This window comes from Rhodococcus sp. DMU1 (assembly GCF_012272955.1).
GTDB lineage: Bacteria > Actinomycetota > Actinomycetes > Mycobacteriales > Mycobacteriaceae > Rhodococcus > Rhodococcus aetherivorans.
This window is the reverse complement of the sequence record NZ_CP050952.1, coordinates 1,320,184-1,345,217: the sequence shown is the minus strand read 5'-3', so window position 1 is coordinate 1,345,217 and position 25,034 is coordinate 1,320,184. Positions and strand designations below refer to the sequence as shown.

Genomic DNA, 25,034 nt, shown 5'->3' with positions numbered 1-25,034 from the left:
CTCGTGTCAGCTTCGCGATTCCGGTGTGAACGTGAGCGGTAGCCGCACGCAACCACGCACCGACGTGCCGTGCATCAACGGCGGATCACTGTCGACCAGCGCGTAGTCGGGGATTCTCCGATGTATCTCCTCCATCGCCAAGGTGAGCTCGAGGCGGGCGAGGTGAGACCCGAGGCACCGATGCGGCCCTGCGCCGAACGACAGATGCCTGTTCGGGCCACGATCGATCACGAACGCGTCCGGATTGTCGAACTCGGCTTCGTCGCGGTTGGCCGCACACAGCAGGAGCAACAATTGATCGTCGGCCTTGATGTTGACGCCGGCGATCTCGACATCGCGGGTGGCCCGCCGGCCCATGCTGACGGCGGCTTCGATGCGGAGGATCTCCTCGACTGCGTCCGGCACCAGGCTGCTGTCGTCGATGAGCGCCTGCCGTTGCACCGGGTTGTTCGCAAGGTGCACCATGGCCCAACCGAGTGAACCCTGCACCGTGTGCAGTCCGGCAATGAGCAGCAGGAAGAACATGCGGCGCAGTTCCTCGTCAGTGAGGTGCCGCTCGACTCCGTCCATCCGGATCGGGGTATCGATGATCTGTGCGGTGACGCTCTCCGAGTCCTCCTGCCCGGAACGCACCCGATCCACGAATGCACCGAAGTACTCGAACACGTTCGTTGCCGCTTCTGCCCGGGCACGGGCGGATTCCTCCTCGCCGGCTCCCGGAATCCCCTGGAGCGCAATATCCGTCCACTCCGTGAACTGTTCGGCATCGTCGAGAGGCCAGCCCATGAGACTGAGGAAGACACGAGTCGGCAGCGCATGCGCGAACTCGGCAACGAATTCGCACCGGCCGGAGTCCGCGAAGCCGTCGATCAGTTGGTTGATGATCTCGCGGATCCTCGGCTCGAGCTCTTTCATCCGCGCCGGACCGAACAGTGGCTGAAGCGCCTGACGATACTGCGTGTGCTCGGGCGGATCGATCTCGACCGGGATGAACTTGCCCTGGCCGGCATCGACCAGGTTGTTCGGATAGCTGGAGAACGTCTCGGCATCGCGCAGGATGCGGAAGATGTCCGCGTACCGCGTGACGATCCAGTGCCCACCGTGGTGCGGGGAGTAGACGATCGGTCCGCGGGCACGGAGTTCGGCGGCCTTTTCCTGGAAGACATCGACCGGAGCGGCGAGAGCTGGGTCGTACACGTCGAAGTCGACGAGCAGATCCTCGGATACGTTACTGGCAGTCAACGCGTTGCACCCTTCTGAATCCATGGAACCTACCGATCCGACGCTCAGGTCGTCGGTGTGAACCTGATCGGAAGCCGCAAGCAGCCCCGCACCTGCGTTGCGTGCAGGATCGGCGGATCGGATTCGACGAGTTCGTAGTCCGGAATCCGGCGGTGCAGTTCCTCGAGCGCGATCGACAGTTCGATGCGGGCCAGATGTGAGCCCAGGCACCGGTGCGGACCGGCACCGAATGTCAGGTGCCGGTTCGGTGACCGGTCGATCACGAACTCGTCGGGATCCTCGAATTCGCTTCCGTCGCGGTTGGCCGAACAGAGCACCAGCAGCAACTGGTCGCCGGCCTTGATCTTCGCCCCGCCGAGTTCGACGTCGCGGGTCGCACGGCGGCCCATACTCACTGCAGCCTCGATCCGCAGGACCTCCTCGACGGCGTTCGGGATCAGCGAGTCGTCCTCGATGAGCGCGGCGCGCTGACGAGGATTGTTCACCAGGTGGATCACGGCCCAGGCCAGCGATCCCTGAACGGTGTGCAGACCTGCGATGAGCAGGAGGAAGAACATGCGGGTCAGCTCTTCGTCGGTGAGCAGTCGCTTGCCGTCCTCGAGGTCGACCTCGGTGCGGATGAGTGCGGAGGTGACATCCTCACCGGGGTTCGCGCGACGCTCGTCGACGATCTTCTGGAAGTAGGCGAACATCTGCTGGGCTGCCTCGGCGCGTGCCTTCGCCGACTCGTCCTCGCTGGCGCCGGGCTTGCCCATCAGGGCGGTGTCGGTGGCCTCGGTGAGTATCGGGGCGTCCTCGAGTGGCCAGTCCATCAACGCGAGGAAGACGCGGGTGGGCAGCTCGTGCGCGAAGTCGGCGATGAACTCCGCCTCACCCTTGCCCGCGAAACTGTCGATCAGTTCGTTGACCACGCCCCGGATCTGCTCGGACAGCGCCTTCATCCGGTTCGGGGAGAACAGCGGCTGCAGGGCCACCCGATATCCGGTGTGCTCCGGCGGGTCGAGCTCGAGCGGCAGAAATTTGCCGTCCCCGGCATTGACGAGGTTGTTCGGGTAACTCGAGAAGGTTTCCGGGTCGCGGAGGACCTCGTGGAGCTCCTTGTACCGGGTGACGATCCAGTGGCCGCCGTGCGCGGTCGAGTAGACGACAGGGCCTTTGGCCGCGAGTTCGGCGACCTTCTCCTGCACGGTGTCCACCGGGTCCGTGAGCGACGGGTCGTAGATGTCGAAGTCGACGACAGGTGTCGACATTTCGTCGGTGATGGTCATGCTGATCGCCCCGTTCGAAGGGTCTGTGTTGCTCGAGAAGTCAGAGTGTTTCGAGGCTCAGGGCTCGTTCGGGGCACATCGCGACGGCCTCCTCGGCCGCCACGATGTGCTCCTCGGTCCTGAGCGTTTCCTGCACGAGCACCGGGTATCCGGCATCGTCGCAGTCGATGATTTCGGGGGCGCGGCCGTAACAGAGGCCGTGCCCGGCGCACGCCGACCGATCCACGACGAGTCGGCGCGTGCCTGACTGCGCTTCCGTGTCGTGGGCAGTCATCGTCATTCCTCGCCGGTGACCATCGGCGGCGGGTTGTTCCCGTCTTCGGGGAACATCATCGCCACACGAGACAAGGTGCCGCCGTCGGTGGTCGGCAGGGTGACACCGGAGATGTATGCCGACTCGTCCGACACGAGGAACAACGCAGCCCGCGCATTGTCCTTCAGCGACGGCGGACGATTGAGCTTGAGCGGAATCGGCGAGACACTCGGGTCCCACGGACCGGCGACCTCCTCGTACGACTGCCCCACCACCGGAGCACCGGCCGGCGCCAGGAAGTTCGGCGACATCCCGTGCGTCGGGGCGATCGCATTCACCCGGATCCCGTACTTGCCCAGATCCAGGCTCAGACCGCGAACCATCCCGTTCACACCGGCCTTCGTCGCCGAATACGCTGCGATGCTGTGGTACGCCACGAACGACGCCGCCGACGAGGTCGCCAGGATGACACCGCCACCATTGGCCCGCAACGCCGGCACCGCCGCCTTCGCGGTGTAGAACACGCCGGACAGGTTCACCCCGATGACGTCCTGCCAGTCCGCGTCCGTCAGATCCTGGAACTCGACCTGCTCACCGCCCGCAACGGACGGCACACCACCGCGCGAGACGATCCCGGCATTGGCCCACGCGATGTCGAGCTTGCCGAACGCCGCCACCGTCGCCGCCACCGCATCGACCACCTGCTGCTCGACGCGCACATCGGCGGTGACCGCGATCGCCGAACCACCCTGCTGCTCGACCAACTCGACCGTGCCCTTCGCACGCTCCGGATCGATATCGACCACCGCGATCTTCGCGCCCTCCGACGCGAACAACTGCGACGCCTCGCGTCCCAACCCGGACCCGGCACCGGTGATCAGCGCGACCTTACCTTCGAGTTTCATCAAAGCTCCTCAGCTCGAACATGTAACAGAGGGATGGAAGATGCTGGAGGACGGCGACTTCCCTACAGGGTTCGCACCGTCATGTGATTCAGCTTACATACATGAGAAGTGATACGTCAATCGTTCTTTGTAAATCAGCCGAGCCGGATCGACGTGTCGAGGACCCTTGCGCGGGAATCGACTCCTCACCGCATCGATGTCGTTGATGAACAGCCGCTTGACCATTGGCGAAACACTGCCGGTACGCGACACTGCTAGTACGCGATGAAGAGAATCTCATCGCGCGAGTACTCCATTCCGGGATGTGACTCGCTCAGGTGCGACCGAGCCCTTGCAACGAGGTCGTCTTCATCCGTGCCCGTGACCACGGTTCCACACGGGCAGGTCAATCTCGTCTTCATTCTCATAGCAGTCGGCCCTTCTGCGCCATCGGTACGGTCGGTGACACCCCTGTCCGCCCTCGTCGACCGAGAGACTCGGGAGCGCCGGCCGGATGTGGGCGACATCACACCACAATATCTAACGTACGTAGGTTACACAACCGCCGGAGCCCTGATGCCGGTCGCCTGCTGTCGATAGAGCCGCCCAGTGCGACACAGCAGGAACGTCGCGAAGCTCGGGTCGCAGACGAAGGCCCCGTGCGCGCCTCCGTCCCCCAGCCCCCTCACGTTTCGGAATCGATCAGGCAGGCTCCGCGGCCTTTTCGACAGGCGCGTCCGTCCGATGCATGGCATTGGTCCTTCGGGGAACCAACGACACCAGCACTGCGGCAGCCACTCCAGCGAACGCGAAGGCGTAGTAGGCCCAGTCCGCTCCGAGCGCAGAGCTCATGATCATTCCGGTGAGAATGGGCCCGCAGACACCACCCAACCGGCCCAGCCCCACCGCCAGTCCGAGCGCTGTGCCACGCGCGGCGGCCGGGTAGAAGACCCCGACGAATCCGTAAACACCCGTCGTGGAGGACGCACAGAAGCCGATCAGCAGAACCAACCCGAACACGAGTGCCTGTGCCGGCTGCAGGGTCAGGGCGGACACTGCGATCGCTCCCCCGACAAAGCTCACCGAGATCACCGGACGCGATCCCAATCGATCCGCCAGACCGGTGATGACCACCATGCCGAACCCGCTACCGATGTTGAAGGCGAGCAGGAACGTCAACGCGGACCCGAGATCGTAGCCGGAGGCCCTCAGCATCTGAGGAATCCAGGTGTTCATGCCGTACGAGACGAGAAGGCCGAAGAAGGTGATGAGCGGGAACATGATCGTCGCGATCCTGTATCCGGGTGCGAACAGGAGCTCGAGACCCGACTTGGAACCGGCATTCGCGGTTTTCGACTCCTCCAGGGCCAGGCCGGATTCGGCACCGTGATCAACCGAGTAACGCTGCGTCAACGCGCGGGCCTCATCGTGCCGGCCCTTGCTCACGAGGAAAGCGATCGATTCGGGCAGGCTTCGGTATGCGATGACGAACAACACGACCCCAAGGAGGCCACCCACTGCGAACATCGATTCCCAGCCGAAGGCAGGGATCATGAAGATGGCGGCGATGGCGACCACGCACCCGCCGATGGGAAAACCGGTTTGGATGACGCCGTTGTAGAACTGCCGTCGGTCTACCTTGACGTATTCCTGGGTGAGCGCAATCAGGGTGGGGAGGGCTCCGCCGAAGCCGAGGCCGGCAAGCAACCGGAAGAGGCCGAAGGTCTCGAGATTCGGTGCAATGGCACATAACCCGGTGAACAGACTGAAGCTCACAATGCAGGCGAGCACGATCGGTCGCCGGCCGACGAGGTCCGTGAGGTAGCCGGCCAGCATTGCGCCGGCCATCATTCCGAACAGCGACAAGCTGCCGATCAACCCTGCCGAGGCGGTGGTGATCCCCCACTGTTCGATTTCCAGCAACGTCGGAAGCACCGCGCCGAACATGATGAGGTCGACACCATCGAGGATGGTGATGGCCAAGCAGGTGAGGACCACGGATCGGGCACCCGAGACGGCCCTTTCCTTCCCCGGGCCGGAGATCTGCGACATGTTGGGTTCCTTCGGGTTGTGGGGTATCTGGGTTCGATGCCGACGAACGCGCGAGTGGCGGTTGTCGACGTGTGTCGACAACGGGGCAGAATCGTTCGATTGCAAGCCCATCGCGACCGTCGAGGTGCGGGGCTGCGGGAGACGCTCTTTACCACCGCGGTATGCCCTGCATCACACGGGCAATAATCTAATGTCTATCGGTACTGGCGACAAGCCCGGAATGAGCACTTCGGAGCTCAGCCCCACTTCCTCGAATCCTCGAACGCACGCGCCATCCACTGATGAAAATGCTGATTGGCAATCTCGTTTCGCCCGAAGTAGATCGGTCCGATGTCCGTGTTCGTAACGGCCTTCTGCAGACCCTCGTTGACGACGAGGTCCTCCTCTCGAAGTACCGCCATCAGAATGTTCCAGTTCTTGTCCCACCGCGCCTTCTGCTCGTCCGTCACGGCAGGTTCCCGAGTGAGAAGACGCATCTGCATCCGAGTCCCGACGGGCGTGCCCGGAGCAGGGACGAAGTTGAGCACCTCCAGATGATCCGGTTGACGCAGCACCGACATATTGGGCATCAGAAAGTGCGCAACGGTGATGTGCCGGTCGATCGGGGCGTCCGCGGGCGCGACACCTCGCACCGTGTCGATGCTCTTGCGTGCCGTGACCATTCGTCCGTGCCTGCCCATGGGTTCCCAGGATTGCGCGTTGTTGTAGAAGTACGGCGCAACAGTTCCGGCGTGGGTCGAGGTGATGTGGTAGCCGTCGAGGAAGGCATCCATCAAGACCTTCCAGTTGATGTCCACATCGAAGTTCTGGGCGATATGGCAGTGGTACTTGTCCATCTCCATGGCGGCGAGGGACTCGTCGAACTCCCGGCCGAGCCACTCCGCGATGTCGATCGTTCGATCACCCGCGGCGGAGTCGACGACCCAGACGAAACCATGTCGCTCCTCGACCGGAACCTCCAGCAGGCTCATGCAGCGACGATCGACCCTCCCGAACGTCGGCTCGTCCGCGATCGACCGCAGACTGCCATCGCTCCCATACGCCCACCCGTGGTAGCGGCACGAAAAGATGCGCTTCGAACCCCTCTCCTCGGGAACGAGCCGGGCGCCTCGATGCCGGCAGGTGTTCACGAACCCACGAACCCCACCGTCCGCCTGCCGAACGAGAACAATCTCGTTGTTCGGCAACTGGACCGTCGCAAAGTCGTGGTTGCCGGGCAATTCGGTGCTGTGCGCCGCGATGATCGGCACATATCCGAACAGCTCTCTGCGCTCGCGGGCCGCCAGTTCCGGATCGGTGTAGACGCGCGGATCGACCTCGAGGATCTCCGGCGCCATATCGGTGGTGTCGTGGTCGAGGTGATCGAACAACGCCCGGGCAAAACCCGCTTTCGTCGCCTCGTCGTACGGAAGATCGGTGTAGACCATCGTGCTCACTCCTTCGCGGGACCGCGGCGGTCCCCGCAAGAACGTCGCTAGAGCTGCAGACTCTTGATTTCGACAAACTCCTCGAGGCCGAATGCCCCGCCCTCACGCCCATGGCCGGATTGCTTGAATCCGCCGAAAGGCGCAGCGCCGTTGAACTTTCCACCGTTGACCTCGATCTGCGTCGCACGCATCCTGCGCGCAACCGACTTCGCGCGCTCGGGGTCGCCGGACCACACAGCGCCGGCGATACCGAAGATCGTGCCGTTCGCGATCTCGATCGCTTGCTCGGGTGTGTCGTACGCGATGATCGACAGCACCGGACCGAAGATCTCCTCCTGAGCGATCGTGCTGTCCGGGTCCACCTCCGAGAACACGGTCGGTTCGACGAAGAATCCGGTACGGGCCGGTGCGTCGACCGACCCGGCGACGAGCTTTGCGCCCTCCTTGACGCCGGCACGGATGTAGTCGAGGACCCGCTCACGCTGAGATGCGGTAACCATGGGTCCGAGCTTCGTGTCGCCGTCGGCGGGATCGCCGGGCGCATATGCCGCGGCCGCCTTCGCGGCGAGCTTCTCCGCCTCGGCCAGGCGGGAGCGCGGTACGACCAAACGAGTCTGCGCATTGCAGGACTGTCCGCCGTTCATGTAGCAGGCACGCACGGTGTGCGGCACGGCCTTACCGAACTCCTCGTCGCTGAGGTCGTCGAGCAGCACAGCGGCGCTCTTTCCACCCAGTTCGACCGACACCCGCTTCACTGTCCCGGCGGCCAGTTCGAGGACTCGCTTGCCGACCGAGTTCGATCCCGTGAAGCTGACCATATCGATGTCCGGATGAATGGCGATGGCCTCGCCGACGATCGGACCGTACCCGTGAACCAGATTGAATACGCCGGCCGGAACTCCGGCAGCGTCGACCGCTTCCGCCAGGGCGTGGGCGGTGAACGGGGCAACCTCGCTGGCCTTGACGACCACCGTGCACCCGGTCACGAGCGCAGCCCCGATTTTGGCGGTGATCTGGTGCAACGGGTAGTTCCAGGGCGTGATACACCCGATCACCCCGACAGGCTCACGCACGATCAGGGAGTTGCGGAGCTGTTCTTCCCACGGGAAGTCCCTCGCCGCGGTCACGGCCTCACGCAGGTCGACGATACCCAGTCCGACCTGGGCCCAACGCGCCACCCTGCGTGGGGTGCCGACCTCGGCGACGACGATATCGGTGATCTCCTCCTGTCGCCGCTCCAGTTCGTCGGCCAGACGCGAGACGAACTCCGCCCGCGTGTGCGGCGCGGTCTGTGACCACTGCTCCAAGGCCCGCCGCGCGGCAGCCACCGCCACATCGACATCTGCGGCAGCCCCGGCGGGGACATCCCCTATGCGTTCCTCGGTGGTCGGGTTGACGACGTCGATACGCTCCGCGCTCGTGGAGGCACTCCACGTGCCGTCCACGTACAGATCAAGGGTCACGATGGCTTACTCCGTATCATCGAGTTGACAGAATTCACCGGTACACCGAGCTGCTCGATCACCGAGAAGGCATAAGAAGCAACGGCTTACCGCTTACGATCCGACGAGGTCCCGCAGACCTTCGTCGCTCACCGGTGCGGTGGCCACACCCATCACACCGGCGAGGAATCCTCGGATCGCTACCACGAAGAGCTCGCGCGACGACCATCGGTTGGCTGCCAGCGCGCGGGTGAGCGTCGGGTGTCTCCGCTCGTCGACATTCGGGAAGACCTCCGTGCTGCCGACCGGGTCGCGCATGAGATCGCTCAGAGTGGTGGCGAGTGCCAGTTTCTCCAGTCCGTCCAGGATCACCACGTGCAGGCGCGCCGGTACGCCCCCGTCCTCGAGGATTCGGGCACACATTTCGTACGTTCTCGTGAGGACGTCGCGCGGAAGAAACTGCACCAGCACGAGAGCGGCATTGGGATGGCGGAGAATCGCGTCGCGGTAGTTGAGGCTGAGTTCGACGAACCATTCCACCCAGTCGGTACCCGACGAATACTCGGGCACCGTGGCCCCGGTCATGAGCTCCTTCGCCACCTCTGTCATGAGCTCACGGCGATCGGCGAAGTGATGATACAGCGAGGAGGTTTTCACGTTCAGGTGTTTGGCCACGCGCGGCAGGCTGAACGCAGCCATACCTTCGGTGTCGATGATCTCGATGCTTGCCGCGATCGTCGAACTCCGGCTGATCAGAGGCTTTGCCGGTCGTCCCATCACGTCCCCCTTTCGATCGACCCGAGACTCAGTTCCACAACCCCGCCGTATCGACTCCGATGGAAAACCAGTGGCTGCGTGGTCGGATCGGACCCGAAGCCGAGGAGGTCGGCAACCGCGATGAGGTGATCGCCACCGTCGTGCTCCGCAGCCAGCGCCACCTCGAACCACGCTGCCACCCCGCCGATGATCGGCGCGCCGCCCTCGGCCGGGCGCCACCGCACTCCGTCGAATTTCCGGCCCCCCGATTTCGCAAAGCGGTCACTGAGAGCGTGTTGGCCCGAGGAAAGTACGTTGACACAGAACGTCTCGACGGTACGAATCGCCGGCCAGCTCGTCGAACGCCGGCTCGGGCACAGCAGGACCTGGGGCGGATCCAGCGACAGCGCCGAGAACGACTGACAGGTGAATCCGGCCGGTTCGTCGCCCACCATCGCCGTCACCACCGTCACACCGGAGCAGAAATGTCCCAAGACGTCGCGGAGCGCCCGAGTGTCCGTTGCCGGGCCGGTGCTGCTGTCCACTCGCGTCGACACGTGTCGTCCTCTCATCTGGCCGGTGCGATGTGCACCCGGATCTCGCCTGCAGGAACGAGCTGCATCGGGCTCATGGCGCCGTCCGTACCGCGCGGGGAGTGATCCGTCGCCAGACCAGTGCCGGAGACAGCGTGGTGGTGCGGAACACGAGCGGATCCGACGACAGGGTCATCACGTCACCCTCGAAGCGCACGTACCGCTTCTGGTCGTCGCCGATCCAGTTCGGATACAGCGATACCGCCATCTCGTGCCAGACAGCGGAGTTGTCCTCGTCGACACGGTAGGGACCCGAATAGGCGAGGTACCCCCCGGCGGCCTCGCTTCGTTCGCCCATCTCGCCGCTGTGCACGTTGCGGGTCCGGTAGAGGGTTCGGCCGGAACGCATGATCTGTGCCGACATGTACCCGTCCGCCGAGTAGATGATCAGTCCGCGAGCCTCGGGACCCAGCGGGTAGTCGACCTTTCCCGTATCGGAGGTTGTCGAGTACTCGACGAGTTCCCAGGCCCCGACGATCCGCTGGGCGATCGAGACGCCATCGATGTCGGTGTCGGTGTCGGTGCTCATGTCCTGCTTCCTTTCAGCTCACAACACGTCGCGCGTGCAGAGAAGGACCGAACTCGAGAGTGCGGCCATGGGCCCGCCGATGAACAGGGACACCTTCGCCCCGGGCACCTGGTTTGCCGAGCTTCCGCGCACCTGGCGCACGGCCTCGACTGCCAGCCCCATCCCGTTGACGAACGAATCTGCGAGATTGCCCCCGCTGGTGTTCACCGGGAGCAGTCCGTGCGGAGCCGTCAGATTCTCGAGGGTCATGACCTTGCCGGCTTCGGCGCCGGGTGGGCACAGCCCGTGATCGATCAGCGCGGCCACCCCGGAACCACTGAAGTTCTCGTAGACCTGGACGACATCGACCTGGTCGGGACCGAGGTCGGCATCTGCCCACAGACTCTCCGCGACCCCCGCCGCCCCGGAGAATCCCGCCGAGGTGTAGTCGAGATCGTTCTCCGTGTCGACGGCGTAGCCCCCTACCGCGCCCTGACTGCCGGCCAGCACGTAGGCCGGATTCGGATGGAGCTTCTCGGCGCGCTCGGCAGCGACGAGGATCAGAGCAACGGCTCCGTCGTTCTCACGAGAACAATCGTAGAGCCGGTACGGCTCGACTATCATCCGCGAGGCTTCGTAGGTCGACTCGTCGAGAGGACGCCCGAACGCCGCGGCACCCGGATTCTGCTGCGCATGTACGTAGTCGGCGAGAACCAGGGACCTCATCGCGGATTCCGGGACCCCGTCGTGCTCGAGCATCCGCTGGGTGCGCAGTGCGCAGGCCTGGGCGGGGGATCCGACTCCGTGCGGGAGCATGTGACCGTCGAAATGGTGCTTGGCATATCCGAGGCGGCCGGAATCCCGCTGTGCCATGGCGCGGTACACGACCACGCACTGTGCTTGGCCCGCTGCGATAGCGACCGCCGCGTTGGTGATCGCCGCGGCGGCACCACCACCGCCACCACCCCAGATCATGGTGGACCAGCGGATCCGGTGCGACATCAGTGACGCACCCACGACGGTCCCGTCGTTGTCACCGCCGCCGTACGAGACGAAGCCGTCGATCTCGCGGGGCGACACCCCGGCCTCGGCAGCAGCCTCGACGATGGCGCGCAACGTCATCCGAAGTTCGCTGTCGGGCGATTCGCCTCGTTTGTAGTGGAATTCGCTGACGCCCACGACGGCTGCGGCACCGCGGAGAAATGAGCCGGTCATCGCTCGTCTCCCCGTTCGGTCCCGTTCGCAGTGCTCGCGAGGCGCCAGCGGAGCACCGGCCAGGGCGAGTCGGCAGGTTGCTGGATGATTCCCGCAGCCGAGTCACCGATGGCGATGTCCGCATCGTCGTTCTCCGCCAGCAGACCGAGCACTCGTCGCCCCCCGGCGTGCGGGAGCTCGACGAGAACCGTGACGTACGGCAGTTCGCCGGCCAGCTCCGGGATGAAGGGGTGCCAGGTCCGCGACCACGAGAAGACCCGTCCGACCGGTTCCACGGCGACCCATGCCGGGTCGAACGCCCGGCACTGTCCGCACATCCAGCGTGGTCCCCAGATCCACAGTCCACACCGGCCGCATCTCTGCAGCCGCAGCTCACCCGCCCGCAGACCTTCCCAATACGGCAGGTCCAGGCCGTCCGCGTACGGACCGGCCAGGACGGTGGCCGGGAACTCGCGGGCCACCCCGGGACCCGGTGTCATCGGATCGCACCGCTTTCGTGAATCGGCATATCGCTCCTTCGCCCTACGGGCGGGTGTCGCAGAAAGTCCGGTCGGTCAGTGCTTGGTCAGGTAGCCCGCGTCGATCGGCAGGTCGATCCCGGTCACGTACTTCGCGCCGTCGGACACGAGCCACAGCACGGCGTCGGAGATATCCTGTGGTTCGAGCATCATCACGTCGAGCAGATTCGTGCGGTCGTTGTGCTTCCACTTCCGCACCACGTGTGGCAACACCTTCGACAGTCCCTCCGCCATGGGCGAATTGACCCCTGTGGGGTTGACCGTGTTGACGCGGATGTTGTGATCGGCGAGCTCGAACGCGAGTGTGTCCTTCAAGCCTTGGAGTCCGTGCTTCGCGGCGCCGTAGTGCCCCCACGAGGGAGAAGCGCCGAGTCCGTCGACCGACGAGGTGATCACGATCGATCCGCCTCGACCACCCTCGATCATCACCGGTACGACAGCCTTGCACGCCTTCCACGCTCCGGTGAGGTTGACGTCGAGCATCGTCTGCCACGCGTCGTCTTCGATCTCGATCGTCGACTCGCAGTGATCGTGGATTCCGGCGTTCGCCAGCAGGATGTCGATCCTTCCGAATTGCGATACCGCAAGATCTGCGACAGCCTTCATGTCCGCACTGCTTCGCACATCCGCCTGCATGCCGGCAATCTCACCCCCGGCTTCCTTGACCAGCTGGATCGTCTCCTCGAGGTCCCCCGGTGTCGCGAGTGCATACTGCACATTCTTGATCGGTGCGGCGACGTCACACACCACGATCCTGGCGCCGGCAGCGGCAAGCGTGAGCGCGTGGGCGCGACCCTGGCCGCGAGCTCCGCCGGTGATGATTGCTACTTTTCCGTCGAGTGAGGTCATCGATTCTCCTGCTGTCGGATAACGGTGTTGAGCGGGGTCTTGCCGGATCGACTACCGCGCGCTCTTCACACGCTCGTAGTCCTGCGTCGCTTGGCTGATGCCGGTCGTGAATCGCTCACTGAAGCCGTCCTTGCGCGCTTGGGTCCAGTGATAGGAGTTCAGCAGCGGTTCGCAGGCGCCGGTGAAGCGCGGCATGACGTCGCGCATGAGGATGCGGTACATGCGTGAGGTGGCCTCGGTGTCGGCCCAGTCGTGTGCTGTCGCGAGGAAGGTGCCGAAGCCGCCGGTGCGGTCGATGATCTTCTGGATGTAGTCGATGGCGTCGTTCGCATCGCCGATGCAGCCGTATCCGGACTCGTTGACGCGCCGGACCAGTTCCTCGTGCGCGACTTCTTCGCCGGGTTCGATCATTTTCATCGGGGTGACGACGTGGCGGTAATCCATGAAGTCGCGCAGCCCGTACCGGGTGTCCTCGACGGCCTGCTCGAAGGTGTCGGCGATGTGGATGTTGCCGACGATCGCCCAGTCACCGCGGTCGACCGTCCGACCGTGCTCGTTCGCCTCGTGGGTCGTGATACCCCACGTCTGCTCGAGCAACTCGAACGACTTGTCACTGGTGCCACCGATGGACAGCAGACCGAGTCCGTACTTGCCGGCCAGCTTGGGTCCGGACGGGGACATCGCCGCCGCGACGGTGATCGGCACGCCGGGGTACGAATAGGGGCCCAGCTGCACTCGGGCATCCTCGAGGGAGAACCATTCGGTCTTCCGGTCGACCGGCCCCGGTGTCTCGAGCAGTTCCAGGATGGCGTCGAGGGATTCCTCCATCCGCGGCCGCAGAAGGTTGTAGTCCATGCCCATCATCTGCGAGTCGGCCACGAGCGCGCCCGGCCCGACACCGATCCTGATGCGTCCTCTAGTCATGTGATCCAAGAACGTGATTCGGTCGGCCACCATCAACGGATGGTGGTACGGGAGAGAGATGACACCGCTGCACAGCTCGATGCGCTCGGTGCGCTGTGCAGCTGCCGCGATCATCAGTTCCGGTGACGGACCGACCTCGTATCCACCGCTGTGATGCTCGCCGAACCACACCTGGTGGAAACCGAGCCGATCGAGATCCTCGACATGGCGGAGATCCTGTTCGATCGCCATCGTGGGGTTACGGCGGGGATTGTGGTACGGCGGAAGGAACACTCCGCACCGGAGCGGAGCCTTCCTCGCAGCCGGCGCATAGTTCACGTTCGACCCGGTGTTCTCGGTTGCCGATTCCATTTCAGTTCTCCTGTCGGTCATTGCGTGACGCGCCGCAGATGGTGACGATGGCCCGAGCGGTCCGTTCTCCTCGGTTGTGCCATCGGTGCCTGTTCCCGTTGATCACCACCGTGTCGCCGGGATTCAGTTCGATCTCCACACCGTCGTCGAGTTCGAGCACGAGCGAACCCTCGAGAAGGACGTGCACGTCCACGGAATCCGTCCGATGAAACCCCGGATCCTCGTCGTCCATGACGACGATTCCGTTGTCGCTGTCGCCGATGCGACCAGGCTCGAGCACCCAGCCGATCACCCACACTCCGCCCGGATCCGGAAATCCGACGGCGTCCGGTACTTCACCGGAATTGGGGACCTCGGGATCGGAGTCGGTTCGCCAGATGGGGTCGATTCCGGCGGCGTCCAGCCTCTCGATCTGCTCGTCGGCGACGAGCACAGCCGCGCCCTTGCGTTCGACTGCGATTACGCGACGAAAGCCCATGTTTGCCCCTCCGGGAGACAATTCTGTGACGACGAACGGCGCCGGGATTGCAGACAGTACGTTCTGTTCCACAACAGATTTCAGTTCACGGACACGAACAGGGAAGCACCGCGTGCTACGTGTGATACGCGCCCCACCCGCAGCACGCGAGTGCTGCGCATCACACCGATCAATCTAAATGCTATCGGTTAATCGGTCAAGCGGGCACCGACTGCGCGACAGCAATTCCCCTGCGAAACGCAGACATGAGCACATACGCTGTTGACCGGTCGGAAACGACTGATCTACCGTCGTCCCAAGGCAATCGCCCCTCCCCACGTCAGCCCGCGCTCGTCACAGCGCCACATCACCTGACTCCCCGGAGGACCCCTCCCCGCCGAGGCGCTCTCCGGATCACTCCCCTCGCGAAGGATCGCCGATGATCACGACACAGATCGAAATTCCCGCACATCTGATCACCGACTTCGATGTGTACGACCCGTCCCTGGCCGTGCCGGCCGATGTGTTCCAGGAGCGTGTCGCTGCGTTACGCAAGCAAGGGCCGGTCCTCTACTCCCCACATCACGGCGGACACTGGGTCGTCACCCGATACAGCGAGGCACTCCAGGTGCTCCAGGATCCGGAGACGTTCTCGAGCTTCCCGAACAACCTGCTCAATGCCGCGCAGGGCAAATTCCTTCCACTCGAACTCGACCCGCCCGAACACAGCTACTATCGGCAGGCACTTCAGCCGCTGTTCAGTCCCAAGCAAATGAAGGCGCTCGAGCCCGAGATCCGGGGCATCATCACCGCGCTGATCGACGACTTCGCAGAAAAGGGCGAGTGCGAGTTCATCTCCGAGTTCGCACACGAACTGCCGACGCGGATCTTCCTTGCGCTCATGGGGTGGCCACTGAGTGACGCACCGCAATTCACGGAGTGGACCGACATCACGCTCCAGGGCATCCCCGGCGCGAGCGAGGAGGAATCGGCCGAGGCCCGCGCGAAGGCCGCCGGCGAGATCTACGAGTACTTCGGACAGGTGGTCGCCCAGGTCCGCTCCGGCGACGACAACTCCGGGAGCCTCACGGCGCAGATCATCAACACCCCACTCGACGTCGAAGGAACACCCAGGCAGCTCACCGACGAGGAACTGTGCCGGATGTTCTTCCTGCTTCTCGTCGCGGGACTCCACACCGTCCAAGGCGCTCTCGCCTGGGGACTCATCCACCTGTCTCGTAATCTCGAGCAGCGCGAGGCGATCCTTGACGACCCGACGCTGATTCCGTCGGCGGTGGAAGAGATCCTGCGGATCGAGACTGCCACGAGCGGCGGCCGGCGTGCGACCCGAGACACCGAGATCGGTGGTGTCTCGATCAAGGCCGGCGACCAACTCTTGGTGTTGATGACCTCCGCCAACCGTGACGACGACGAGTTCGACAACCCTGACGAGCTGCAGATCGAACGGCACCCCAACCGCCACATCGGGTTCGGCGCCGGCCCGCATCGCTGCCTCGGCTCCCATCTCGCGCGGCTCGAGCTGAGGCTCGCCATGGAGGAGATTCACAAGCGGATTCCCGACTACGCGCTCGTTCCGGACAATCCCGCGGTCTTCCATTCGTCCCAGGTCCGTGGATGCGAGAAGCTGCCGATCACGTTCACGCCGTCGACGCGCTGATCCCGCTCGACCCGGTCGCAGGAAGTCGGCCCGAACAGTAGAAGGTCCCCGGAGGAAGCTCCGGGGACCTTCTCGGCTGTGTCACACAGTGGAGGGAACCGGCGACAGCGCCGGATCGTCGGCGGGCGGTTGCAGCACGCCGTCGCGCACGAGCGAATCGATCTCGACTGTGCTCAGCCCGAGCACTCTCTCGCAGATCTCACGTGTCTGCTGACCGGCCAGGGGCGCCTGCCGCAGCGGCCAGTCCGGCAACGTCGCGAAGTGCGCCACCTGCTTCGCGGTCGGGAGCGGCGCCGGAAGCAGCTCGTGTTCGAGCTCGGTGTACGCACCGCGCGCGATCAGCTGAGGGTTGGTGAGCAGCTCCGGCAACCGGATCATGGCCCCGGCCGGTATTCCAGCCGCCTGCAGAGTCTCCATCGCCTCGGTCGGCGTGTGCCGCAGCAGCCACTCCGTCAGCACCTCGTCGGCCTCGGCGCGGTGGTCGATCCTGAGCTCGGCGGTGGCGAAACGAGGGTCGTCGGCGAGGTCGGGCCGGCCGACTACACCGCACAGCCTCGCCCAGTCCGTGTCGTCGCGGACGGTGACGACACACCACTCGTCGTCACCTCCACACGGGTACACCCCGGAGGGCGCCGAGTACGGATCGGAATTTCCCGGGGCGCCGATCGACCCAGGGTCGAGATGTTCCGCGACGAGCTGGCTACCCAGTTGCACGATCGCGGTGTCGGCCTGAGCGACCTCGATCGCGGCGCCACGCCCGGTCCGCAGCCGGTGGATCAGCGTGGCGAGAATCGTGGTTGCGGTGACCTGTCCGGCGATGTGATCGGGGTAGACAGTCGAGCCGTCGCACAGTGCATCAGTGGTGTCCGAGTACCGCCAGAGCGCCGAGACACCACAGGCTGCCCGTACCAGCGGTCCGTAGCCGAGCCGCTTGTTCCACGGGCCGACACTGCCGAAGGCGCTGCTCTCGGACACGATGATGCGCGGATTGATCGCGGCGAGCTCGTCGTACGAGAGCCCCATCGAGGCGAGAGTGCCGGGCTTGAAGTTGGCGAGCACGATGTCCGCTTCGGCGGCCAGCCGCTTGAAGATGCGGATGCCTTCGGGACTGCGCAGGTTCAGTCCGAGGCTGCGGCGGTTACGGTGGCCCCACGCCACGGACGCGGCGAGGGCCGCACCCCGCTTCGACTGGCGCAATCCGTCCGGGAAGTTCGAGTTCTCGATCTTGATGACGTCGGCGCCGTTGTCCGCGAACTGGCGCCCGAGTTCAGCACCGAACACCACGACACCCATATCGAGGACCCGAAGACCCTCGAACGGCCGCCCACCCGGTTCGCGCTGCAGTGCGGGAATCGGATCGTGAGCCCCGTCGATGTCGGACCCGAACACCGTGTCGTTGTGCTCACCGAGTTCTGGCGCACGCATGCGCACTCCGGCTCGCTGCCCGTCGACCTTCGCGTACCCGGACGGGACTCGCGCGGTGACGCCGGGTGAGATCTCGGTATCGACGAACGTACCGGCCGCATCGAAATGCTCGGTCGTCAAGACCTCCGACACGGTGTTGAGACCACCGATCGGGATGCCCCGGGCCGCACCTTCGACGACGAGTTCGTCGCGGGTATAGGTGCTGAACAACTGTTCGATGAGCGGATTGAGGCGAGCGGACGCAGCGAATCGCGCGGGAATGGTGTCGTATGTCGGATCCGCGAATTCCTCCGGCTCACCGAGCCATTCGAACATCGCCCGCCACTGCCGCTTCGCGAGCAGGCAGATGCGCACCTGCCCGTCGCCGCAGCGATAGACCGGGTAGAAGTTGGCGGCGTCGGGCCGGCCCCGCGGGAAGTCCTCGGAACGGCCGGCGGCAGCGGAGCCCTGCACACCGAATCCGGGATCGAAGCCGTGCACGATGACCTCGAACGCCGAGATGTCGACGGTCTGGCCACGTCCGGTGTGCAACCGGTCGAAGTAGGCGAGTAGCGCCGACCACGCCGTATGCACGCCTACCGACTCGTCGATCAGCCCGTCGGGCGGCAGCAGCGGCTGCTCCCCCGGCTCACCGGAGCGCGACAATACACCGCTGAGCGCATACAGGACCGGCTCTGTCGCCGCCCAGTCGCGATACGGACCGTCCTGACCGAAACCGGTGATCGACACGGCCACGAGCGCGGGATTGGCCCGGCACAGGTCCGCAGTACCCACGCCGCGCGCAGCGAGGAAGCCCGGCGGGAACGACTCCAGCAGAATGTCCGAGCGCCGCGCGAGGGCGCGCAACCGGTCCCGGCCTTCGTCCTCCTCGAGATCGAGCGTGACGCCGAGCTTGTTCGCGTTGCGCAGCGCGAACGGAACGCTCACACCGTTCCGGACCGGTTGCGCCGAGCGCGAAGGCGAGCCTCCGGGCAGTTCGACTCGGACGACCTCGGCCCCGAGGTCGGCGAGGAACCGGCCCGCGGTGTCGCCGAATCCGTCCGTCAGTTCCAGTACCCGGACACCATGCAGAGGTAGTGCCATCTTGTGCTCCAATAGTGTGTGCTCGCCGCGAGACCTGGCTCTGGTCAGCGAGTTCCGAAGTACACCGACTTCGCGGTGAAGTACGGTGCCAGTCCCTCCGGGCCGAGCTCGCGGCCCAGCCCCGACGACTTGACGCCGCCGAACGGCGCGTCCAGATCGAGGGCGTAGTAGTTCACTCCGACTGTGCCGCTGTGAATCCGCGCCGCGAGGTCGAGGCCGTGCTGTTCGTCTGTGGTCCAGACAGTACCGCCGAGTCCGTACTCCGAGTCGTTGGCGATGGCAACTGCCTCGTTCTCACCGTCGTACGCGGTGATGGTCAGCACCGGACCGAAGATCTCCTCCTGCGCGATGCGCGCGGAGTTGTCGACGTCGGCGAACACGGTCGGCTCGACGAACCACCCCAGCGGCTGGTCGGCAGGGACGCCGCCGCCGGTGGTGATGCGGTAGCCGTCGGCGCGGCCCGAAGCGATGTAGCCGAGGACGCGGTCGCGCTGCGCGGCCGAGACCAGCGGACCCACGTTGGTGGCCTTGTCGAGCGGATCACCGACGGTCAGTGCCCGCACGGTCTCGGTGACCGCGTCCACGACCTCGTCGTACCGCGAGCGCGGGGCGAGGATCCGGGTGCTCGCGTGGCAGGTCTGGCCGTTGTTGACCAGCGACACCTCGAGCAGGTTCTTCGCGAAGACGTCGAGATCGGCGTGCTCGGTGACGATCGCCGCGGACTTGCCGCCGAGCTCGAGCGTGACCGGCCGCAGCAGCCGACCGCAGACCGCCCCGATCGCGCGACCTGCCGCGGTGGACCCGGTGAACGCCACCTTGTCGACGCCCGGGTGCGAAACCAGGTAGGCACCGGCGTCGCGCTCGGCGGGGACGACGTTGACCACACCGTCGGGCAGACCCGCCTCGAGCGCGGCGTCGGCGAAGGCGAACGCATCGAGTGCGGTCTCGGGGGCGGGCTTGAGCACCACCGTGCATCCCGCCGCGAGCGCGGGAGCGAGCTTCATCGCAGCGAGCGGCTGCGGGTAGTTCCACGGCGTGATTGCCGCGACCACGCCCACGGGCTCGCGGCGCACGACGGTGCGACCGCCGAATGCACTCGGCCGCACGTCCTCGTTGGACGCTTCGCGGATCAGACCTGCGTAGTACGAGAGCATCGCCGCGGGGCCGAAACCGTTCACACCGCCCGACAGCGCGATCGGCATGCCGTTCTCGCGGCTCACCAGCCGGGACGTGTCGCGACCACGTGACTTGAGGGCGGCCGCGAACGTGTCGAGCAGGTCGGCCCGTTCGACGTTGGTCAGCCTGCTCCACGGACCCGTCAGGGCGGTACGCGCGGCCGCGACGGCCGCATCGATGTCGGCGTCGGACGCGAGAGCGGAGGTACCCAGCACCTTCTCGGTGGCCGCCTCGATGACGTCCACGCCGCCACCGGACTTCGGCGCTACCCACCGTCCGCCGATGAACAGCTCGCTCCGGTCCAGACTATTGGTGTCACGGTCGTTCATGTCGTGCCTTTCGGACGTGGCGGTCAGAGGGTGTCTTCGTGGCCGAACAGCACCGAGCTCACCAACGGCGCCATCGGGCCGCCGATGAACAGGGAGGTCTTCGCGCCCTCCACCGGGTTGGTCGAGGTGCCGCGGATCTGCCGGACCGCTTCGACCGCGAGGTTCAGACCGTTGATGAACGAATCGGCGAGGTTGCCGCCGCTGGTGTTGATGGGCAGTTTGCCGTTCGGCGCGGTGAGGTTCTCGACGGTCATGAAGGTGCCGGCAGCTTCCCCCGGCGGACAGAGGCCGTGATCGATCAGTGCCGCGACAGCAGGACCACTGAAGTTCTCGTAGACCTGGACCACGTCGACATCATCCGGTCCGAGACCGGCTGCAGACCAAAGCCTTTCGGCGACACCGGGTTTTCCGTTGTTGGCCGGGCCGAATCCGGCGGTCATGTACTGCTCGCCGAGATCGTTGTCGATCAGTTCCGAGTATCCGCCCGGTGCACCTTGCGCGCCTGCCAGTAGATACGCCGGGTCGGGACGCAAGGTCTTCGCCCGCTCGGCCGAGACGAGCACCAGCGCGACCGCACCGTCGCTTTCACGGGAGCAGTCGAACAGGTGGAACGGCTCTGCGATCAACCGCGAATCCTCGTAGGTCTCCTCGTCGAGTGGGCGTCCGTAACCCTGCGCCGTCGGGTTGCTCTGCGCGTGCTGGTACGACGCGAGGACCAGGGAGCGCATGGCCGACCGCGGCACCCCGCCGTGCTCGAGCATCCGCTGGGTGCGCATCGCGCAGATCTGCGCGGGCGAGCCGATGCCGTGCGCGAGGAAGTGACTGCCGTAGTGGTACTTCGCGTATCCGAGCCGACCCGTATCCGCCTGCGTCATCGCGCGATAGACCACAACACACTCGGCTTGACCGGTGGCGATCGCAGTGGCTGCATTCGTGATGGCCGCTGCGACGCTGCCGCCGCCCCCACCCCACATCATGTTCGACCAACGCAGTTCGTCGATCAGCAGTGCGCCGCCGATGATGGCGCCGTCGTTGGCGCCGCCCGCGTAGGAGACGAAGCCGTCGATCTCGCGGGGGTTGATACCCGCGTCGGCACACGCCCGGAGGATGACCTCGAGAGTCATGCGCTTCTCGCTGTGCGGGGCTTCGCCGCGCTTGTAATGCTGTTCGGCGACGCCGACGACGGCCGTCGCGCCGCGCATGATGTTGGCGCTCATCGCATTTCTCCCTCTACGATCGAATCGGCCCGGCGCCAACGCAGCAACGGCCAGGCGGCGCCCTCGGTCCGCTCGAAGACTCCGACGACCCGGTCGCCGATCTCGGGGTTCGCGTCGATGTCGTCTGCGAGAATGCCCAGCACCCGTCGGCCACCGGCGTGCGGCAGTTCGACGAGCACCGTCACGTACGGCAACCGCTCGGCATATTCGTCCATGTACGGGTACCAGCTGCGATTCCAGCTGTAGACGGTGCCGGCCGGCTCGACGGTTTCCCATCCGAGGTCGAAGCTGTGGCAGTGACCGCAAATGGCCTGCGGCCCCCAGATCCACGTGCGGCAATCGCTGCAGCGCTGAAGGCGCAGCTCACCGGCAAGGAGACCGTCCCAGTACGGCTGATCGAGTCCGTCCGGCGCGGGTCCCCAGGGTTCGGTCGCGAGTTCTGTTGCGGTCATGCGTTCGCCTCCGTTCCGGCGGGGAAGTTCTCGAGCTTCGCCGCGAGCCAGCGTCCGTCGTGGAGCTCCCAGATGGAGCGCAGCCCGATCGAACGGTCGCCCATGTCGTAGACGGTCTCGCCCACCATCCGGTCGCCCTCGGCGCGCACGTCCTTGATCTCGAAGCCTTTCGTGGCCTCGCGGGGGGTGTCGATTCCGTCGAAGACCTGCGGAATGTTCTCTCGCACCATGTCGGCGAGAGCGGCCTTCATGTTTCCGGCGACAACGTAGCCGACATGCTGTTCGTACAGTGCACGAAAGTCTTCGACAGACATCTGTGAACTCCTCGATTCGTGACACGAGCCTGTCGTGTCCGTCAGTGCAATAACCTTATGTCGTTAGATAAATGCCGTCAACGTCGCGCGAAGTGGAACTGCCCGTCCTCCGTGATCGAAACGTGCTGACCTGCAACATCGCCCTCCGTGAGGCGCGCGAGATCCTCGGCGTCCGTGGTCGCCGCGAGGGTTCGCTCCCCTGCGGCAGTGCGTGCCGCGAGGAAACCACGCTCCGGCGAACCGTCGCGGCCGTACACCACGGTCCACGACTCCGCCGACGCCGTGCCCGCGTAGGACATGAGCGCGGCGGTCGTGGGCTGCCCCGCCACCTCGGCCTGCACGTCCAGCCGCCGGAATCCTCCGGCGGGAGGTTCCGTCCGGTACACGCCCATGGCGTGCTTCGTGAGATAGCCGCTGTTGGCGGTCACCAGACCGTATGAACCCGGGGACTCACGCACCCGTTTCGCCATGGTCGCGATCGAATGGCTCACGTAGTTGTTCCACGGGCCACCCCCGAACGTCAGACCACCGGTCACGGTCAGCGGCCGACCCGGATCATCCAGCGCCAACCCCAGCTCGTTCGCCGCAACCTGTACCGCCGACGGAAAACACGAGTACACATCGACGTGCGCGACATCGTCCAGCCCGATACCCGCGAGCTCGAGAGCCCGCGCCCCCGCAATGCGAATCGCCGGTGACCCGTCGAGGGCACCCCGTTCGGCGATCGCATACGTATCGTGCGATTCGGTGCCGGACTGCGGAAAGACCCAGTTCTCCCGCGGGATACCGAGCCGGGCGGCCGTCTCGACCGAGCACATCAGCAGCACCGCGCCCTGATCGACCATGTTGTTCGAGTTCAGCAGCTTGGTGTAGGGCGTGGAGATCATCCGGTTCTCGGGCGACGGTGTCGCGATCTCCGCCGCGGTGTACTCCCGTTGCACCCACGCATTCGGGTTCGTTGCCGCGATCTTGCTGAACCGCGACCACAGGCCCCCGATGAACTCGCGGTGCTCCTCGAGGGAGCGTCCCGCCGAGACCCGCAGCGCCTGCTCGAACAGCGGATAGACGTACGAGGGCCGGTCCAGACCGATCCGGCGTTCGCTCTCGTCCGCCATCGGCACATCGGTGACCATGATCTCGGCGGCGGGCACCGACTCGTCCTGCACGCTCCACTCGGGTCGCTGCTTCTGCGCCCGCAGCTTCATGCGGGTCCGCCAGGATTCGGCGCCACCGATGAGCACGACGTCGGCGCGGCCAGCGGCGATGTCCTCGGCGGCACCGTTGACCAGCACCTGCGGCGTGCTCCCACCGTTTCCGGAGTAACCGGTGTGCCGTACGGTCGCGCCGATGCGCTCGCCGACGAGTGCGCCCGGGTCGCGGTAACGCCAGGACAGGAGCCCGACCACGCGGACGGAGTCGACCAGTTCGAGCAGGCGCGCGGACCCGGCATCGGCAGCGGCCTCGCGCGCCGCGCGCACCATGAGATCGACGGGCTCCACGCCGCCGCCGCGTTCGTCGACCTGGCCGGTGCCGACCAGGATCGGGGTTCTCGGATCGAGGGTCACGACTGCACTGCCTCCAGAATGCGCTCGCGGTTCTCCGGCTTCGGCCACCCACCGAGGATGAGGGTGGTCAGGCACGTGGACTTCCACTTGGTTTCGATCTCTTCGATGATCTTGTCCGCGGGACCGACCAGGGCGACGTCCTCGACCATCTCGATGGGCACGGCCTGTGCGGCGAGCTCGGGCCGCCCGCTCAGGTACAGCTCCTGGATCTCGGCGCACACCTCGCCCCACCCCATGCGGGCGAACACGTCGTTGTGGAAGTTGGCACCCTTGGCCCCCATACCGCCGGCGTAGAGCGCGACCGTCGGCTTGAGCCGGGCGGCGGCCTTCTCCACGTCGTCGTTCTCGAGGAGCCAGCACACGTTCGCAACCTCGAAGTCGTCGGCGGTGCGGCGCGCTCCCTCACGCGAAAAGCCTTCGGCGAGTGCCGTGCGGTAGAACTCGTCGCTCTTGGGCGAGAACCACAGCGGCGTCCAGCCGTCGGCGATCTCGGCGGCGAGCGCCACGTTCTTCGGGCCCTCGGCGCCCATGTAGACGGGGACGTCGTCACGCAGGGGGTGGACGATCGACTTGAGCGGCTTCCCCAGTCCGGAGCCGCCCTGGAGCGGCAGCTGGTAGTGCCGTCCCGAGTAGGTCACCGGCTCCTCACGCGCCCACACCTGCCGCATGATCTCGATGTACTCGCGGGTGCGTTCGAGAGGTCGCGGGTAGGGCTGCCCGTACCAGCCCTCGACGACCTGCGGCCCGGACGCGCCGATGCCGATGATCACGCGACCACCGCTGAGGTGATCGAGGGTCTGCGCGGCCATCGCCAGCGCCGTCGGTGTGCGCGCCGACATCTGGCACACCGACGTCCCCAGCTTGATCCTCGACGTCTGCGCACCCCACCACGCGAGAGGTGTCAGCGCGTCGGACCCGTAGGTCTCGGCGGTCCAGAAGCTGTCGACCCCGAGCGCTTCGGCCTCGGCGAGCATCCGTTCGACATTGCGCGGCGGGCCCGAACCCCAATACCCTGCGGCGATTCCAACTCTCATGCTGCTTTCACTGCCTCTTCGG

Annotated in this window: 24 protein-coding genes; 1 reads left to right on the top strand and 23 read right to left on the bottom strand. The window is 65.5% G+C overall.

All coding sequences use genetic code 11. The features are described from left to right. Nucleotides 1-6: 6 nt before the first annotated feature. The 16 genes from HFP48_RS06345 to HFP48_RS06270 all read right to left on the bottom strand — a co-directional run bounded on the left by HFP48_RS06345 (nt 7) and on the right by HFP48_RS06270 (nt 14,760). Nucleotides 7-1,266, bottom strand: a complete 1,260-nt coding sequence (locus HFP48_RS06345; RefSeq protein ID WP_050034670.1) for a cytochrome P450 — start codon at nt 1,264-1,266, stop codon at nt 7-9. A 20-nt stretch (nt 1,267-1,286) separates the two neighbouring features. Beyond that, a complete protein-coding gene (locus HFP48_RS06340; protein WP_006936278.1) occupies nt 1,287-2,510 on the bottom strand; it encodes a cytochrome P450 in 1,224 nt (407 codons plus the stop codon). Between the two features lie 40 nt (nt 2,511-2,550). Then, nucleotides 2,551-2,784: a ferredoxin gene (locus HFP48_RS06335; RefSeq protein WP_006936280.1), complete on the bottom strand. Its 234-nt coding sequence runs from the start codon at nt 2,782-2,784 to the stop codon at nt 2,551-2,553. A gap of 2 nt (nt 2,785-2,786) precedes the next feature. Continuing rightward, complete coding sequence (locus HFP48_RS06330; RefSeq protein ID WP_029541648.1) at nt 2,787-3,668, bottom strand: SDR family NAD(P)-dependent oxidoreductase; 882 nt, start codon at nt 3,666-3,668, stop codon at nt 2,787-2,789. Nucleotides 3,669-3,922: 254 nt separating this feature from the next. Next, entirely contained in the window at nt 3,923-4,069 is a 147-nt protein-coding gene (locus HFP48_RS06325; protein ID WP_081636967.1) for a DUF1059 domain-containing protein, read from the bottom strand. Nucleotides 4,070-4,349: 280 nt separating this feature from the next. Further along, nucleotides 4,350-5,699 carry an MFS transporter gene (locus HFP48_RS06320; protein WP_168579237.1) on the bottom strand — a complete coding sequence of 450 codons (1,350 nt, stop codon included), beginning with the start codon at nt 5,697-5,699 and terminating at the stop codon, nt 4,350-4,352. A 236-nt stretch (nt 5,700-5,935) separates the two neighbouring features. Then, nucleotides 5,936-7,126 carry an SRPBCC family protein gene (locus tag HFP48_RS06315; protein WP_029541646.1) on the bottom strand — a complete coding sequence of 397 codons (1,191 nt, stop codon included), beginning with the start codon at nt 7,124-7,126 and terminating at the stop codon, nt 5,936-5,938. 47 nt (nt 7,127-7,173) lie between these two features. Next, nucleotides 7,174-8,589, bottom strand: a complete 1,416-nt coding sequence (locus HFP48_RS06310) for an aldehyde dehydrogenase family protein (RefSeq protein WP_102799941.1) — start codon at nt 8,587-8,589, stop codon at nt 7,174-7,176. A 93-nt stretch (nt 8,590-8,682) separates the two neighbouring features. After that, nucleotides 8,683-9,345 carry a TetR/AcrR family transcriptional regulator gene (locus tag HFP48_RS06305; RefSeq protein WP_168580527.1) on the bottom strand — a complete coding sequence of 221 codons (663 nt, stop codon included), beginning with the start codon at nt 9,343-9,345 and terminating at the stop codon, nt 8,683-8,685. After that, nucleotides 9,345-9,881, bottom strand: a complete 537-nt coding sequence (locus HFP48_RS06300; protein WP_161996746.1) for a flavin reductase family protein — start codon at nt 9,879-9,881, stop codon at nt 9,345-9,347. The genes HFP48_RS06305 and HFP48_RS06300 overlap by 1 nt, the downstream gene beginning before the upstream one ends. A gap of 70 nt (nt 9,882-9,951) precedes the next feature. Continuing rightward, nucleotides 9,952-10,446, bottom strand: coding sequence for a lipocalin-like domain-containing protein (locus HFP48_RS06295; RefSeq protein WP_072634449.1), 495 nt, complete (start codon nt 10,444-10,446; stop codon nt 9,952-9,954). A gap of 18 nt (nt 10,447-10,464) precedes the next feature. After that, the gene (locus tag HFP48_RS06290) at nt 10,465-11,640 is read right to left on the bottom strand and encodes a transporter (protein ID WP_029541635.1); all 1,176 of its coding nucleotides are present in this window, start codon (nt 11,638-11,640) and stop codon (nt 10,465-10,467) included. Then, the gene (locus tag HFP48_RS06285) at nt 11,637-12,119 is read right to left on the bottom strand and encodes an OB-fold domain-containing protein (protein ID WP_029541633.1); all 483 of its coding nucleotides are present in this window, start codon (nt 12,117-12,119) and stop codon (nt 11,637-11,639) included. The genes HFP48_RS06290 and HFP48_RS06285 overlap by 4 nt, the downstream gene beginning before the upstream one ends. A gap of 75 nt (nt 12,120-12,194) precedes the next feature. Next, complete coding sequence (locus HFP48_RS06280; protein WP_006936302.1) at nt 12,195-13,007, bottom strand: mycofactocin-coupled SDR family oxidoreductase; 813 nt, start codon at nt 13,005-13,007, stop codon at nt 12,195-12,197. Nucleotides 13,008-13,058: 51 nt separating this feature from the next. Beyond that, nucleotides 13,059-14,282: an LLM class flavin-dependent oxidoreductase gene (locus tag HFP48_RS06275; RefSeq protein WP_168579236.1), complete on the bottom strand. Its 1,224-nt coding sequence runs from the start codon at nt 14,280-14,282 to the stop codon at nt 13,059-13,061. 1 nt (nt 14,283) lies between these two features. Further along, the gene (locus HFP48_RS06270; RefSeq protein WP_006936304.1) at nt 14,284-14,760 is read right to left on the bottom strand and encodes a cupin domain-containing protein; all 477 of its coding nucleotides are present in this window, start codon (nt 14,758-14,760) and stop codon (nt 14,284-14,286) included. Between the two features lie 418 nt (nt 14,761-15,178). Here HFP48_RS06270 and HFP48_RS06265 point away from each other — a divergent pair, with 418 nt between their 5' ends. Beyond that, on the top strand, nt 15,179-16,417 hold the full coding sequence (locus tag HFP48_RS06265) for a cytochrome P450 (RefSeq protein ID WP_168579235.1): 1,239 nt from the start codon (nt 15,179-15,181) through the stop codon (nt 16,415-16,417). 81 nt (nt 16,418-16,498) lie between these two features. Here the strand turns inward: HFP48_RS06265 and HFP48_RS06260 are convergent, their stop codons facing one another. The 7 genes from HFP48_RS06260 to HFP48_RS06230 all read right to left on the bottom strand — a co-directional run bounded on the left by HFP48_RS06260 (nt 16,499) and on the right by HFP48_RS06230 (nt 25,012). After that, nucleotides 16,499-18,925, bottom strand: a complete 2,427-nt coding sequence (locus HFP48_RS06260; protein ID WP_168579234.1) for a CoA transferase — start codon at nt 18,923-18,925, stop codon at nt 16,499-16,501. A gap of 44 nt (nt 18,926-18,969) precedes the next feature. Next, nucleotides 18,970-20,430, bottom strand: a complete 1,461-nt coding sequence (locus tag HFP48_RS06255; protein WP_168579233.1) for an aldehyde dehydrogenase — start codon at nt 20,428-20,430, stop codon at nt 18,970-18,972. A 23-nt stretch (nt 20,431-20,453) separates the two neighbouring features. Then, the gene (locus HFP48_RS06250) at nt 20,454-21,647 is read right to left on the bottom strand and encodes a hypothetical protein (RefSeq protein ID WP_006936315.1); all 1,194 of its coding nucleotides are present in this window, start codon (nt 21,645-21,647) and stop codon (nt 20,454-20,456) included. After that, nucleotides 21,644-22,099 (bottom strand): zinc ribbon domain-containing protein, encoded by a 456-nt coding sequence (locus HFP48_RS06245; RefSeq protein ID WP_006936317.1) that lies wholly within the window; start codon nt 22,097-22,099, stop codon nt 21,644-21,646. The genes HFP48_RS06250 and HFP48_RS06245 overlap by 4 nt, the downstream gene beginning before the upstream one ends. Beyond that, entirely contained in the window at nt 22,096-22,413 is a 318-nt protein-coding gene (locus HFP48_RS06240; protein WP_029541620.1) for a hypothetical protein, read from the bottom strand. The genes HFP48_RS06245 and HFP48_RS06240 overlap by 4 nt, the downstream gene beginning before the upstream one ends. A gap of 77 nt (nt 22,414-22,490) precedes the next feature. Next, entirely contained in the window at nt 22,491-23,978 is a 1,488-nt protein-coding gene (locus HFP48_RS06235; RefSeq protein ID WP_006936321.1) for an acetyl-CoA acetyltransferase, read from the bottom strand. Then, a complete protein-coding gene (locus tag HFP48_RS06230) occupies nt 23,975-25,012 on the bottom strand; it encodes an LLM class F420-dependent oxidoreductase (RefSeq protein WP_168579232.1) in 1,038 nt (345 codons plus the stop codon). Before HFP48_RS06230 ends, HFP48_RS06235 begins: the two co-directional genes overlap by 4 nt. Between the last annotated feature and the right edge of the window lie 22 nt (nt 25,013-25,034).